At 40.0% G+C, this 13,871-nt stretch carries 11 protein-coding genes; 2 read left to right on the plus strand and 9 right to left on the minus strand.

Annotated features, from left to right (window positions below):
- Window positions 1–45: 45 nt before the first annotated feature.
- From ACYQ2D_RS06825 to ACYQ2D_RS06840, 4 genes are all read right to left on the minus strand, one after another.
- Complete coding sequence (locus ACYQ2D_RS06825; RefSeq protein ID WP_459784994.1) at window positions 46–4,566, minus strand: PolC-type DNA polymerase III; 4,521 nt, start codon at window positions 4,564–4,566, stop codon at window positions 46–48.
- 68 nt (window positions 4,567–4,634) lie between these two features.
- A complete protein-coding gene (ispG, locus tag ACYQ2D_RS06830) occupies window positions 4,635–5,690 on the minus strand; it encodes a flavodoxin-dependent (E)-4-hydroxy-3-methylbut-2-enyl-diphosphate synthase (protein WP_459784995.1) in 1,056 nt (351 codons plus the stop codon).
- Between the two features lie 19 nt (window positions 5,691–5,709).
- A complete protein-coding gene (locus ACYQ2D_RS06835) occupies window positions 5,710–6,846 on the minus strand; it encodes a toxic anion resistance protein (protein ID WP_117455017.1) in 1,137 nt (378 codons plus the stop codon).
- A complete protein-coding gene (locus ACYQ2D_RS06840; RefSeq protein ID WP_459784997.1) occupies window positions 6,847–8,112 on the minus strand; it encodes a 5-bromo-4-chloroindolyl phosphate hydrolysis family protein in 1,266 nt (421 codons plus the stop codon).
- A gap of 168 nt (window positions 8,113–8,280) precedes the next feature.
- On the opposite strand from ACYQ2D_RS06840, the gene ACYQ2D_RS06845 reads away from it, so the two are divergent.
- Window positions 8,281–9,306, plus strand: a complete 1,026-nt coding sequence (locus ACYQ2D_RS06845) for a branched-chain amino acid aminotransferase (RefSeq protein WP_459784998.1) — start codon at window positions 8,281–8,283, stop codon at window positions 9,304–9,306.
- 59 nt (window positions 9,307–9,365) lie between these two features.
- On the opposite strand, the gene ACYQ2D_RS06850 is transcribed toward ACYQ2D_RS06845, so the two are convergent.
- Window positions 9,366–9,854: a dihydrofolate reductase gene (locus ACYQ2D_RS06850; protein ID WP_117455011.1), complete on the minus strand. Its 489-nt coding sequence runs from the start codon at window positions 9,852–9,854 to the stop codon at window positions 9,366–9,368.
- A 35-nt stretch (window positions 9,855–9,889) separates the two neighbouring features.
- Window positions 9,890–10,741 (minus strand): thymidylate synthase, encoded by an 852-nt coding sequence (gene thyA, locus ACYQ2D_RS06855; RefSeq protein WP_117455009.1) that lies wholly within the window; start codon window positions 10,739–10,741, stop codon window positions 9,890–9,892.
- Between the two features lie 127 nt (window positions 10,742–10,868).
- Here thyA and ACYQ2D_RS06860 point away from each other — a divergent pair, with 127 nt between their 5' ends.
- Window positions 10,869–11,360, plus strand: coding sequence for a VanZ family protein (locus tag ACYQ2D_RS06860; protein ID WP_117455007.1), 492 nt, complete (start codon window positions 10,869–10,871; stop codon window positions 11,358–11,360).
- On the opposite strand, the gene ACYQ2D_RS06865 is transcribed toward ACYQ2D_RS06860, so the two are convergent.
- The 3 genes from ACYQ2D_RS06865 to ACYQ2D_RS06875 all read right to left on the minus strand — a co-directional run bounded on the left by ACYQ2D_RS06865 (window position 11,340) and on the right by ACYQ2D_RS06875 (window position 13,779).
- Window positions 11,340–12,308: a biotin--[acetyl-CoA-carboxylase] ligase gene (locus ACYQ2D_RS06865; RefSeq protein WP_117455005.1), complete on the minus strand. Its 969-nt coding sequence runs from the start codon at window positions 12,306–12,308 to the stop codon at window positions 11,340–11,342. The two genes, ACYQ2D_RS06860 and ACYQ2D_RS06865, sit on opposite strands and share 21 nt — an antisense overlap.
- 3 nt (window positions 12,309–12,311) lie before the next feature.
- A complete protein-coding gene (locus ACYQ2D_RS06870) occupies window positions 12,312–13,241 on the minus strand; it encodes an alpha/beta fold hydrolase (protein WP_459785001.1) in 930 nt (309 codons plus the stop codon).
- A gap of 151 nt (window positions 13,242–13,392) precedes the next feature.
- Entirely contained in the window at window positions 13,393–13,779 is a 387-nt protein-coding gene (locus ACYQ2D_RS06875) for a 4Fe-4S binding protein (protein ID WP_022304701.1), read from the minus strand.
- Between the last annotated feature and the right edge of the window lie 92 nt (window positions 13,780–13,871).

Genomic DNA, 13,871 nt, shown 5'->3' on the forward strand with positions numbered 1-13,871 from the left:
AACCTTTGTCTTCCTTTTTTCTTTACTTACTCGTTTTAATATTTTTTACTGAAAATCAAACAACGACATCTGATTGGATTCCGGTAAATCTCCGAACAGTCCCAAATCCGACATTAACTCAATTACCGTCTTGCTGACTTTCGTACGATTTCTAAAGTCATCTTTTGATAAAAATGCTCCATCTTCCGCTGCCAGCACAACCGCATCTGCAGCACGATCTCCAAGTCCTTCAATCGTATCAAGGGCCGGCATCAATTTTCCATCTATAATCTGGAACGTATGCGCATTTGCCTTATATAAATCAATCGGCACAAATTCAAATCCTCTGGCATACATTTCCTGAACAATCTTCATATCTTTCTGCGTATCCTGCTCTTTTTTACTTAAACTGTCTTTTCGCTTCTCGTAGTCATCCATAAAGTATTCCAGTTTTTCTTTTCCCTGGCACATCAGTTCATAGGAAAATGCGGTCGCACGGATACTGAAATATGCCGCATAATACGCCAGCGGATAGTAAATTTTACAATATGCAATTCGCCATCCCATCATAACATAAGCAGCCGCATGTGCCTTCGGGAACATGTACTTAATTTTCTTACAGGATTCAATGTACCAGTCCGGCACTCCATGCGATTTCATTTCGTCAATCCAGTCGGGTTTTAAGCCCTTTCCTTTTCGTACACTTTCCATGATGGTAAATGCCTGTCCATGTTCCAGCCCTTTATTAATCAGATAAATCATGATATCATCTCGGGTACAGATACAGGTGGTAATGGTCGCAGTACCCGATTTAATCAAATCCTGCGCATTTCCAAGCCATACGTCTGTACCATGAGACAGACCGGAAATACGCACCAAATCTGAAAAGGAAGTCGGGTTTGCGTCAATTAACATCTGCATCGCAAAGTCGGTTCCAAACTCCGGGATTCCAAGACAGCCAAGCGGACAACCTCTGATATCTTCCGATGTAATGCCAAGTGCATCCGTACTTTTAAATAAGGACATAACTTCTTTGCTGTCCAGCGGAATCTCTCTTGCATTGATTCCGGTCAAGTCCTCAAGCATACGAATCATGGTCGGATCATCGTGTCCGAGTATATCCAGTTTTAATAAGTTTGAGTCGATGGAGTGATAATCAAAATGCGTCGTAATAATATCACTTGTCATATCATTTGCCGGATGCTGAACCGGTGTAAATTCTTCGATATCCCAGCCAATCGGAAGTACAATGATTCCTCCAGGGTGCTGACCTGTGGTTCGTCTGACTCCGGTACATCCCTGTACAATTCTTGTGATTTCGCAGTTTCGTTTGCGGTCTCCACGTTCTTCAAAATAATTTTTCACATAACCAAATGCAGTTTTCTCTGCAAGTGTTCCAATCGTTCCGGCTTTGAATGTCTGTCCTGCTCCAAAGATAACCTCAACGTAGCGGTGCGCCTTTCCCTGATAATCTCCTGAGAAGTTCAAGTCAATATCCGGCTCTTTATCCCCTTTAAATCCAAGGAAGGTCTCAAATGGGATATCAAATCCTTCCTTAATTAATGGTTTTCCGCAGACCGGACAGATCTTATCCGGCATGTCACATCCGGCACGTCCTGAGTAAGCCTTTACATCCTCCGAATCAAAATCGCTATAATGACAGGAAGAACAGTAATAATGCGGACTTAATGGATTTACTTCGGTAATTCCAGACATCGTTGCCGCAAAAGAAGAACCAACCGAACCTCTCGAGCCTACCAGATAACCATCGCTGTTACTCTTCCATACCAGTTTCTGGGCAATCATATACATAACCGCATATCCATTGGAAATAATGGAATTTAATTCCCTGTCTAGGCGTTCTTCTACCACTTCAGGAAGAGTATCGCCATAAATTTCATGTGCCTTGTTATAACAGATTTCTCGAAGCATCCCATCGGAATTTTCAATAACAGGCGGACATTTTCCTTTATGAATCGGAGAAATCTTTTCTACCATATCCGCAATCTTATTTGGATTAGTAATTACAACTTCTTCGGCTTTTTCGCTTCCCAGATAGGAAAATTCCTGAAGCATTTCCTCAGTAGTATGCAGGTAAAGCGGTGGCTGCATATCTGCATCATCAAATCCCTTTCCTGCCATGATTATTCGGCGGTAGATTTCATCCTCCGGGTCTAAAAAGTGTACGTCACAGGTTGCAACGACCGGTTTATTAAATAATTCTCCTAGTTTTACAATCTTTCGATTGACTTCACGCAGGTCGTCTTCGCTGTTGATATCGCCACGATCCTCATCACGAATCATAAATTCATTGTTTCCGACCGGCTGGATTTCGAGATAATCATAGAAATTTACCAGTCTTGCGATTTCCGGCTCCGGTCTGCCGTTTAACACTGCCTGATACAATTCTCCGGCTTCACAGGCAGAACCAATTAACAAGCCTTCCTGATATTTTAGATACACGCTTTTTGGAACTCTCGGCCGCCTGTGATAATAAATCAAATGCGAATCCGATACCAGATGATAGAGGTTGACACGCCCGATATCATTGGTTGCCAGAATAATGGCATGATAGGTCGGCATTTTCTGGATGGCATTGACAGAAACTGCTCCTTTTTCATTCAAATCATCCAGATTTTCAATATCTCTTTCCTTACACATCTCGATAAAGCGCAGGAAAATTCCGGCGGTACATTCTGCATCATCAACCGCACGGTGATGATGGTCCAGAGAAACTCCAACCGCTTTTGCTACGGTGTCAAGTTTAAAACGATTTAACTGTGGCAGTAAGAATCTCGCCATTCCCACGGTATCTACGAAAGTAAAGTCTGTCTCAATTCCTAAATCATTACAGTTTTTCTGAATAAAACTCATATCAAATTCCGCATTGTGGGCAACCATAACTGCGCCCTCGCAAAATTCAATAAATTTTGGAAGCAGGGTATCAATGGTTTCTGCCCCTGCCACCATACTGTCATTGATGCTGGTCAGCTTTTCAATCCGAAATGGAATCGGAATCTTTGGATTTACAAACTCAGAAAAACGTCCGGTGATGATTCCGTTTTCCACACGAACCGCACCGATTTCAATAATCTTATCTGCCATCGCCGAAAATCCTGTGGTTTCAATATCAAAGACCACGTATTTTCCTCTAAGCGGTTGTCCCTTACTGTTTTGTACAATTCCTTTCAAATCATCGACCAGATAGGCTTCCATTCCATAAATCACTTTAAAATCTGCATCTTTTGGCACAACTCCGCCCCACTCATCAAAGCAGTGGTTTGCCTCCGGGAATGCCTGAACAACTCCGTGGTCGGTAATTGCGATCGCTTTATGTCCCCATTCATACGCCTGTTTGATAATCTGTTTTGCATCGGAAACCCCATCCATATCACTCATCTTGGTATGACAGTGAAGTTCCACTCGTTTTTCCGGACTGGTATCCATTCTCGAAGAAGTAAATGGTGCAATCTTCTTAATTCCGGCAACAGACGCAATCGTAAGCTCGCTGTCAAAACGGTCAATGTTGGTGACACCTTTTAATTTAATAAAGTTTTTAACTTTTACGCCCTCTAAAATTTCATCTACGTGTTCATTTTTTGCAAACAGTTTTATCATAATCGAATCCGTAAAGTCCGTAATCGCAAACATAATAATTGTTTTTTCGCCACGGATGGCACGGGTATCCAGACTCATAATCTGTCCACGGATACAGACTTCACCCATCTCTGTCTGAACCGAACTTAACGGAATGACCTCATCATCAAAATCTCTTCCATAAATTACATCCGGATTATCGGAACGTTTTACACCACGTCTGTATTCGGAGTTTTGCGTAAATCTTTTTTCTTTTGTATTTTCTTTTTTCGTTTTTGATTCCGTCTGTTTTTCTTTTTTGTTTTCTTTTTTGCTTTCTTTCTTGCTTTCTTTTTTCTCTTCTTTTGTTGTGTCTGGCTGATTTGCTTCGCTTTCTGTGCCCTCTTCCGCCTCATCTTTTACATGCCCGAAAGAAGACTGCTCAATGACATGAGCAGCCTCCTGCATAATTCGTATTTCGCTGTTTTTGCGTATCTTACTTTCGCCTGCTTCTTCATATTCCGGCTCTACAATCAGAGAGAATGCACATCTTTCACAGAAGATTTTTTCAATATAAGAAATCAATTCTTCCTCATGACTTTTTGCCAGTACAGAGGACTGCATGACAAGTTTCATTTTGTTTTCTTCCGGAAATTCAATTTTCGCAGTACGAAAGGTATTATAAATTAAAATACTGTGCCCTCTTAGTTCATCTAACATAGAAGAGCGGTAGGCTTCAAAGAAAAGCTTTGGCGTATACTGAGAGGTCAGCGTAAATTTTTCAATAATTTTTATCTGTATCTGCGCTGAAGCAAAAAACTGTTTCTTTATCTGCTTTTCCAGAGCATAGATGTATTTTTTCTGAATCCACTGTATGCTCTGAATGTAAACTCTCATACGGTCTTTTTTCGGATTGACTGCAATCTTCGTCACTTTCACATCTTCTAAAAGTGCCTTTAATTCTTTTTCTACTTCAAGACCTAAAAAGACTTCTAAGAAATCTTTTTCCATTGATATGCTTCCTTTCTTCTATTCCATCCAATACAAGTTCTCATCATTTGCTTATAAATAAGAACGGATTATTTCGCCCAGTGTTCCAGTTCCTCTCTTAAGGTATCAAGCAGTTCAGCTTCCGGCACTTTCCTTACAATTTCTCCTTTTTTAATCAAAAGACCCACACCTTTTCCTCCTGCGATTCCAAGGTCTGCTTCTTTCGCCTCGCCAGGACCATTTACCACACAACCCATTACTGCCACTTTGATATCTAAATCAAACTGCTGAACCATCGTCTCCACCTGATTTGCCAAACCAATCAAATCAATCTGGGTACGTCCACAAGTTGGACATGATACGACTTCAATTCCGCCTTTTCTTAAATTTAAGGTCTTTAAAATTCTTTTTGCAGATTTGATTTCCTCAACCGGATCTCCTGTCAAAGAAACACGAATTGTATCTCCGATTCCTTCATATAAGATAATTCCAAGTCCAACTGCGGATTTAATATTTCCGGAATATAAGGTGCCGGCTTCTGTAATTCCGACATGCAGTGGATAATTGGTCTGTTTTGCCAGCAGTTCATGCGCCTTTACGCACATCATAACATCCGAAGATTTGATACTGATGACCAAATTGTCATAGCCAAAGTCCTCGATAATGCGTACTTTATCAAGCGCACTCTCCACCAGTCCTTCTGCTGTGACTCCATGGTATTTTTCAACCAGTTCTTTTTCGAGTGAACCGGAATTGACACCGACACGAATTGGAATATTTCTGGCTTTCGCAGTATCTACAACGGCTTTAATCTTTTCCGAACTTCCGATATTTCCCGGGTTAATTCGGATTTTATCGGCTCCGTTTTCCATCGCTGCAATTGCCATTTTATAATCAAAATGAATATCTGCAACAAGCGGAATATGAATCTGTTTTTTAATTTCTTTTAATGCTTTTGCTGCCTCTAAAGTCGGAACAGTGCAGCGGACAATCTCACATCCTGCTGCTTCTAACTCCAAAATCTGCGCTACGGTCGCCTCGACATCTTCTGTCTTGGTATTTGTCATGGACTGAATTAAAATCGGATTTCCACCACCGATTTTTCTGTCTCCAATTGAAACTATTTTTGTATTGTCACGATACATCTACCTTCGCCTCCAAAAATTAATGGTTTATTTCCAATAGCTTCTTCTTTAACTCTTCTTCTAAGCGGTTCATCTCAGCTTCTGCTTCCATTCTCTGCTGATGACCCTCTTTCTGGATATTCATAATTTCATCAAAGGTGCTGATTAAATTCTCATTTGTATGTTTTAACGTCTCGATATCCACAATTCCACGTTCAGACTCTTTTGCCGCATCAATCGTTGCCATCTTCAATGTCTCTGCATTTTTGCGAAGCAGGGCATTCGTCATATCGGTAACTTCTCTTTGTGCCTTTGCTGCCTGAGATGCATGTGCCACTCCAAGTGCCAGTACCATCTGACTCTTCCAGAGTGGAATCGTATTGACAAGCGTAGACTGAATCTTCTCCGCCATCAAGGTATCATTTCCCTGCACCAGACGAATCTGCGGAGCAGTCTGAATCGAAATCATACGGGTTAATTCCAAATCATGAATTTTCTTTTCAAATCGCTGGCACATTGAATCCAGATCTTTTGCCGCCTGTGCATCTTCCGGCAGATTGCTCATCTGTGCTTTTAAAGTCAGTTCTTTTAACTCACCTTCCCGCACTTCTTGCAGCTTCTTCTTTCCTGCTAAGATATACATGGAAAGTTCCTTAAAATAATTCAAATTCAGTGCATACATTTTATCCATAGTCGCTGAATCCTTTAAAAGCTGAATCTGATGTTTTTCCAGTGTCTGCACAATCTGTTCGATATTTCCTTCTGCTTTGGCATACTTCGTTTTTAATGCCTGAATTTTATTCGTGCCACGTTTAAAAATTCCAAACAGACCTTTTTCTTCTTCCACCGCATCAAAACTCTTCAGTTCTTTCACGACATTTTCAAGCAAATCACCAACTTCTCCAAGGTCTTTTGTTGTTACTTTTGCGAGTGCTTCTTCTGAAAAATCTGCCATTTTTTTCTGCGTTCCCACTCCGTACTGCAAGATTGCAGCAGAATTGCGGATATCAATCTGCTTGGAAAAACTTTCCACCATCTGGCGTTCTTCCGCCGACAATACGTCTTCAGTCATATTTGGATCCGTCGGTTTTTCCGGTTCTTTCGGGACAGGTTTTTCTTCTTCCACCCCAAAAGTAAGTGTCGGTGTCACATCAAATTCTTTAAATTCATCGCTCATTTAATTTTCCTTTCCGGATACACTTTCAAAGTCCTTATTTCCTGTCAGTCCTTCCTGTGCCAGCATAGTCTTTAAGACAGAAATATCAGTCGATACGTCCCATGCCGTATTTCTAAAAAAGCTGTCCAGAAGATTTTCAAATGCTTCATTGATGGTATCCAGTGTATTTTCAATTTCTTGTTTTGCTGTTTTAATATTCTCTCCTTCAACCGGCTGTTTGTCGAGTTCTTCATAAGCTTTCAACAATTTAACGGTCGTCGGAAGATAATAATCCATAAATTTATGCAGGTCCGAAATCAGCTCCGGATGCTGTTCCACCCGCTTGAAGATTCTTAAAATCACATTCTCCAGATGATACATTTTATTGGAAATTTCCACACCCGGAATTGCTTCATTGCAGCTTCGAATTTCTTCTAAGTAAGCTTCCCCTTCTTTGATGACTTCCTGCACTTCTTCTGAAAGAGTTCTCCGCAGTTTCTGTTCTGCCTGTTCTTTTTCCTGCATCTCTCTTTCCTGAATCTCAGATGCTTTCTTTGTCTGCATATACTGTTCATAAGACTCATCACTGGTAATCAGATAATTTCCCTCTTCATCCAGATGCCCTTCTAAGAACATACGGTTTTTAATCATTTTCTTCAAATCCCGTTTTACAAATTTTGGAGATTTTCTTACGCCTTTTGCAAGTTCCTCAATTCTAACATAAGTCTTTCCATTTAAAGTCCGTACATAAGAACGGAAGCGGTTCACTTTTTTACGAAGCGTATTTCCATAAATGCCAAGCGCTCCACTTGCCACTATCGCAGCTATAAATACAAACATTCCTCTTTGCATCTTATTTGCAACTGCGTCAATAAAGACTCCTGCAATTCCAAGCGTTGCAGCCGTCACTCCAAACATTCCCACAAGTGCAACTCCAAGTATCGTAAATAGAATTCCAAGTGCTCTCGGAGTTGAAGTATTGACATACAGGGCGAATTTTTCTCTGGCTTCTTTCACCAGTTTCTTTTTATATCCCCGCATATTCTGCTCTTGTCTTTGTCTTTCCGGTGAAACAGTTCTTCTCTGATTTGCTGTCTGCTGACTACCTGAAAAATGATTCAGATTTTTTATTGCAGCATCTTTCACACTCGTCGCCATATTTCCCAGCGCATTCTCAAGCGTTACACCTAAATCACGATTTAAGCGCCCATAATCTCCTGTCTCAATTGCATCCTGCACAATATTTTTTATATCATTTCCAAGTTGGTTCCAATCATTCTTTGGCATATTCTCTCACTCCAATCCTGCCCTTACCAGAACTGATTTCAATTATATCTGATATGACTTAAAAAAGCAATGTAACTTCTCTTGCATTTCCCGCATTAAAGTTTTATAATGGAAAACAAATTTATAGTTACCTATCGTATCAATGGGCAAAGAATGGAGGAGATTCAAATGGAGAAAAAAAACATCGACTGGTCCAGCCTTGGATTTGGTTATGTAAAAACAGATTATCGTTATGTTTCAAATTTTAAAAATGGAGCATGGGATGAAGGCGGTCTTACAACAGACGATACCATCACCTTAAGCGAATGTGCCGGAGTTCTTCAGTATGCGCAGACTGTTTTTGAAGGTATGAAAGCTTATACAACAGAAGATGGACACATTGTAACATTCCGTCCTGACTTAAACGCAGCTCGTATGGTAGATTCTGCAAAACGTCTGGAAATGCCGGTATTCCCAGAAGACCGTTTCGTTGAAGCCGTTGTTGAAACTGTAAAAGCAAACGCTGCTTATGTTCCACCTTATGGTTCTGGTGCAACTTTATATATCCGTCCTTACATGTTTGGTTCTGACGCTGTTATCGGTGTTAAACCTGCAAATGAATATCAGTTCCGTGTATTTACTACACCAGTAGGACCTTACTTCAAAGGCGGTGCAAAACCGATTACAATCCGTGTCAGTGATTTTGACCGTGCTGCACCTCATGGAACAGGACATATCAAAGCCGGATTAAACTACGCAATGAGCTTACATGCAATCGTTGATGCTCACAATCAGGGTTATGATGAAAACATGTATCTTGATGCAGCAACAAGAACAAAAGTAGAAGAAACAGGTGGAGCAAACTTCCTGTTTGTCACAAAAGACAACACTGTTGTTACTCCAAAATCTAACAGTATTCTTCCATCTATCACAAGACGTTCCCTGCTTTATGTTGCAGAACATTATCTTGGACTGAAAGTAGAAGAAAGAGAAGTTTATCTCGACGAAGTAAAAGATTTCGCAGAATGTGGTCTTTGCGGTACTGCTGCTGTTATCTCACCGGTTGGTAAGATTGTTGACCATGGAAAAGAAATCGTATTCCCTTCCGGAATGGAAAAAATGGGACCGACTACTCAGAAATTATACGAAACATTAACAGGGATCCAGATGGGACGCATCGAAGCTCCAGAAGGATGGTTAAAAGTAATCGAATAATTAATTTTTTTATAAAAAATCCGCTGACAGAATTTTAACTGCCAACGGATTTTTTTATTTTATTTTCTTACATACTTCACAAAAGAATATTCCAGATTAAAGTAAGTCTGTTCTTCACTTTCCTCTGCAATTTTCCATTCTTCATTTTCATCCAGATTCGGGAACCATGCATCTGCTTCATATCCGAAATCAATTTTAGTCACATGAGCGGTATCGCAGTAAGGAAGCATCTGTGCATAAATACTGTCTCCTCCGATTACATACACATCTTCGGACGCATAATTTTTCAATTCTTCGAGGGCTTCTTCTATGCTATGCACGATAATCGCATCTTTTACTTTATAGTTTTTATCTTTTGTCAGCACAATATTGGTACGGTTCTTAAGAGGCAGTCCATTTGGAAAGCTTTCTAAAGTTTTTCTTCCCATCACAACTACTTTTCCGGTCGTGGTACTGCGGAAAAATTTCATATCTGCCGGAATACTCACCAACAGTTTATTTTCTTTTCCAATCGCCCAATTTTTATCTACTGCTACAATAATATTCATAATTTTAATTTCTCCTCTGTCTTTCTATTTTCTTCTTATACCGCAATCGGAATATTTTTAATCTGTTCTCCTGCCTGATAATCTTCCACAATCAAATCATCAGTAGTAAACTTATAAAAATCTTTCACTTCCGGATTTAAGGAAACTTTTGGTGCCGGATACTGTTCTCTTTTAATTAATTCTTCAATTACAGGCACATGACGGTCATAAATATGCGCATCGGCAATCACATGCACCAGTTCTCCGGGAATCATATCATTGACCTGTGCCACCATCATAAGCAGAATCGCATACTGGCACACATTCCAGTTATTGGCTGCAAGCACATCCTGAGAACGCTGGTTTAACACTCCATTTAAAATCAGCCGTTCTTCTCCCGGCTCTTTTGTCACGCTATAAGTCATGCTGTAACAGCATGGATCTAATGCTCCGCTGTGCAGATATTCAAACTGATAGAGATTCGTCATGATCCGCCTGCTGTAAGGATTTTCTTTCAACTGACGAAGCACATAATCCATCTGGTCCGTTTCTTCTTCTTTATAAATAAATTTTCGTCCCACGACATCTCCATAGCAGGTTCCAATTGAACCATTTTCGTCTGCCCAGGCATCCCAAATATGAGAATGTAAATCATTGACATTATTGGATTTTTTCTGATAAATCCATAAAATTTCATCCATACAGCTCTTTAATGCGGTTTTTCTAAGCGTCAGCGCCGGAAATTCTTTTCTTAAATCGTAGCGGTTTACCACTCCAAATCGTTTGATTGTATAAGCACTTTCATTGGTATCTTCCCATTTCGGGCGGACTTTTTCGCCCTTTGTATCTGTACCGTTATCCAAAATATCACGGCACATTTTTACAAATAATTCATCTGCGTAACTCATGTTTTCCTCTTTTCTAATGCTTTTTTAGTTTTTTCTCTTTATTTACATCCATAGCCAAACGTGCTATAGTCTAATCTAACCTATTAACACTTATGATAGTTCAAAGTTTTAAGAAAGGATCATTCTTATGAAAAAGTTTTTTATATTACTTTTAAAACCGCTCTCTTTCATTCCTGCCCTTTGCATGATGTATTTAATCTTTTCCTTCTCAGGACAGAGCGGAGCGCAGTCTGGTGCTTTAAGCCAGAAAATCAGCCGTGAAATCGTTGTCGTTGCCGATAAGGCGCTCGACAAAAATCTTGATGAGACAAGAATCCAGTATTACACCGATAAACTGGAATTTCCGGTTCGAAAAGCTGCCCACATGACCGAATACTTTATTCTTGCGCTTTGTGTTTCGCTTCCGCTTTATGTCTATGGTGTCCGTGGAATCTGGTTGATTCTGCTTGCCGGACTTATCAGTGTCGGTTTCGCCTGCACAGACGAATTTCATCAATCCTTCGTGGATGGAAGAGGTCCTTCCAAGCGTGATGTCGGAATTGACAGTATCGGTGCTTTTATCGGTATTTTATTTATCCAGATTACCTGTCACGGCTTTTTACATCCTTCGGATTCGTAAAGACACATCCCCGCAAGGCAGAATCTCTTCTTCATGTTGCTCGTTTTCAATTAACAGACGGCCGTCTGGAAGAATCTGCTTTGCGAACACACTCCTCTCCTGTTGTCCATATGCTACCCAGACCTTTCGTCCCGGCACAATATTTCTTTCGATATACTCTTTCGGGATTCCATCTTTTTCGGACTCTTCTAACAATTCATTTACGATTTCTGCAACCAGAAGATTCCGGTCTACATGCTCTCCCTCTTTTAAAACTGTTCCTGCAATATCTCCGAGTTCTTTGGGAAATCCATCTTTCGGTTCTTTTAAGTTTATTCCAATTCCCACTACAACCAGTTCAATATCTCCGGTTTCAAAGTCACTGACTGCCTCTGTTAAAATACCGCAGACTTTTTTCTCTCCCAGATATAAATCGTTCACCCATTTAATTCCAAGAGACACCTTGCATACTTTTTCCACCGCCCTGCAAACAGCAACAGCCGCCGCTGCTGTAATCTTTAAACTTTCCTGTGCCGTTTTTTTCGGTTTTAATAAAACGCTCATGTAAAGTCCACATTTTCCGGGAGAATAAAAATGTCGTCCTCGTCTGCCTTTTCCGGCACTCTGACTCTCTGCCACAACCACCGAACCTTCTTCGTATTCTTCTTCGATTCCTTTTTGTTTTAAATACTGGTTCGTCGATGGAATTTCTCTTTTTACTTCTATTCTTACCGCTTTTTTATTAAGCCCAAGTCGGATTGCTTCCTCGGATAATACATTATTTTCTTTACTTAATGCATATCCCCGATTATTGACTGCCAAAATCTCATATCCTTCTTCACGGAGCGTTTTCATCGCTTTCCAGATTGCCGTTCTTGAACAGCCCAGTTTTATGGCCAGTTCTTCTCCGGAAAGATAAGTCCCCTTATTTTCTTCTAAAAGCTTCAGAACTTCTGATTTTGTTGACATATTTTATCTTCTATTTTTCCTTTCCAGATACTCGTATATATTTTCATACACCAGTTCTTTTTTAGTCTCATTTAAAATTTCATGGCGCATATCCGGATACATCTTTCCGGTTACTTTCCGGTATCCAATGGATTTCATAAACTGAAGTTCTTTTACAAATTTTCGTCCGCCTCCTGCACATGGGTCATCTGCCCCTGCCAAAAACAGAACCGGCAGTTCTTTATTTTTTAATTTCCAGCCTTTTTTGCTGTATGTTTCTTTCATTAGAAGCATTAAGCTCTCAAATGCATCCGCAGAAAACGTAAAACCACAGTATTCCGATTCATCATATTTTCTTACCACTTCTTTATCGGAACACACCCAGGAAGAACGGCTGGATTCTCCCTTAAATTTCAATGCATAAGGACCAAATGCCATTAATTCCAACAGTTTACTCTTGTGATGTGCACCGGAAACCCGCTTCTCTGCTCTCGAAATCAAAAGCCCAAGATCAGCAGCCGGATTTTCACAAGGCGGTCCTGTTAAAATCAATTTTTCCAATTCATAGTCATATTGTTTTAAATAGTTTCTGGCAATCAGACTTCCCATGCTGTGTCCCAGCATATAAAATGGAAGATTTGGATATCTGTCTTTTAACCACACACTTACCTGATGCAAATCCGCCACCAGCGCATCGTCTTTTCCTCCGTACATATATCCTAAATCACTTTTATATTTTACGCTTTTTCCATGTCCTCTATGGTCATGGATGGCACAGAGATACCCTCGTTCACATAAATATCGCATAAATAGAAGATAGCGTTCTTTATATTCACTCATCCCATGAGAAATCTGTAAGATTCCTTTCGGTTCTTTTTCCGGTTCTAACCATAAAACGGATAACTCTAATCCATCCTGATTGGAACAGATTGACGTTTCATATTTTTTTATCATCGTTCACCTCACGAAACAAAAAGCGGACTTACTTCAAATTAAAATTAGTATTAACATGCTTAAATAGAAAAAAATGACTGCCGGCAGACAAACTGCGGCAGCCACCATTCATGATTCGTGTAATGTGTCAAGTACACTAATACAATATCTATTAGTCTTCTACTACTTCAAGAACATCCATTGGACAGGCTTTTGCACAAATTCCACAAGCGATACATTTGCTTGTAACCGGTGATTCTTCTGCTTTCACCATGACATTAAATGGACAGGCTTCCACACATTTTCCACATCCGGTACATTTTTTCTTGTTAATCATGTAAACGCCTTTTGCATTCTGTGTAATTGCACCCTCTGGACAGGCTTTTTCACATTTTCCACATTGAACACAAACCATAGGTTTTGCGTCACCATTTTTGTCAATAATCTGGATGCAGGATTTGTCTGGGTCAAATTCTTTGTAAAAACTTGTTGAACAGGCTCTTACACACTCCAGACATGCCATACATTTTGCGCCTTTTACTACTTTTAATTTTTTCATCCTAAGTTCCTCCGCTTTGTAAATGATATAATAGTTATCTAATTATAATATCATTATAACGGCGGTTTTACAAGCAAACTTTCATTTAGAAT

The organism is Blautia stercoris (assembly GCF_054657695.1).